Origin of the sequence: Pseudoalteromonas sp. NFXS39, from assembly GCF_040148775.1 — a bacterium.
Lineage (GTDB): Bacteria > Pseudomonadota > Gammaproteobacteria > Enterobacterales > Alteromonadaceae > Pseudoalteromonas > Pseudoalteromonas apostichopi.
In genome coordinates this window covers 1-1,397 of the sequence record NZ_JAGDEC010000020.1, presented here as the reverse complement: position 1 = coordinate 1,397, position 1,397 = coordinate 1, and the positions used below count along the sequence as shown (strand labels likewise).

The window sequence follows — 1,397 nt, the reverse complement described above, 5'->3', positions numbered from 1 at the left end:
CCTACTTTCACATGGCAAATGCCACACTATCATCGGCGCTGTTTCGTTTCACTACTGAGTTCGGCATGGGGTCAGGTGGGTCCAAAACGCTATTGTCACCAAGCAAATTTGGGTCGTTAATCGCCTTGGCAATCAACTAAAATCTGGAATTCTGATATCAAGTAAATGTCTACTTTAGTTTCTTAACTTCTGTCTGTTACGCTGTCATAAAACGCGTTTGGCGTTGTATGGTTAAGCCTCACGGGTAATTAGTACAGGTTAGCTTAATGGCTCGCACCACTTCCACATCCTGCCTATCAACGTTGTAGTCTTCAACGGCCCTTCAGAGACTTTAAAAGTCTAGTGAGAACTCATCTCGAGGCCTGCTTCGCGCTTAGATGCTTTCAGCGCTTATCAGTTCCGAACGTAGCTACCGGGCAGTGCCATTGGCATGACAACCCGAACACCAGCGGTTCGTTCACTCCGGTCCTCTCGTACTAGGAGCAACCCCTCTCAATTCTCAAACGCCCACGGCAGATAGGGACCGAACTGTCTCACGACGTTCTAAACCCAGCTCGCGTACCACTTTAAATGGCGAACAGCCATACCCTTGGGACCGACTTCAGCCCCAGGATGTGATGAGCCGACATCGAGGTGCCAAACACCGCCGTCGATATGAACTCTTGGGCGGTATCAGCCTGTTATCCCCGGAGTACCTTTTATCCGTTGAGCGATGGCCCTTCCATTCAGAACCACCGGATCACTATGACCTACTTTCGTACCTGCTCGACGTGTCTGTCTCGCAGTTAAGCTGGCTTCTACCATTACACTAACCGTACGATGTCCGACCGTACTTAGCCAACCTTCGTGCTCCTCCGTTACTCTTTGGGAGGAGACCGCCCCAGTCAAACTACCCACCAGGCACTGTCCGTAATCCCGATTAGGGACCAACGTTAGAACATCAAAACTACAAGGGTGGTATTTCAAGGACGGCTCCACAAAGACTAGCGTCTCTGCTTCAAAGCCTCCCACCTATCCTACACATGTAGGTTCAATGTTCAGTGCCAAGCTGTAGTAAAGGTTCACGGGGTCTTTCCGTCTAGCCGCGGGTACACAGCATCTTCACTGCGATTTCAATTTCACTGAGTCTCGGGTGGAGACAGCGTGGCCATGGTTACACCATTCGTGCAGGTCGGAACTTACCCGACAAGGAATTTCGCTACCTTAGGACCGTTATAGTTACGGCCGCCGTTTACCGGGGCTTCGATCAAGAGCTTCGTCCGAAAACTAACCCCATCAATTAACCTTCCGGCACCGGGCAGGTGTCACACCGTATACGTCATCTTGCGATTTTGCACAGTGCTGTGTTTTTAATAAACAGTCCCAGCCACCTGGTCACTGCGGCTCCCGTCCGCTTA

The 1,397-nt window shown here is 50.8% G+C and carries 2 rRNA genes; both read right to left on the bottom strand.

The window, feature by feature from the left end:
- Window positions 1–103, bottom strand: a 5S ribosomal RNA gene (rrf, locus tag J3455_RS19775); the annotation flags it as partial.
- A 124-nt stretch (window positions 104–227) separates the two neighbouring features.
- Window positions 228–1,397, bottom strand: a 23S ribosomal RNA gene (locus J3455_RS19770); the annotation flags it as partial.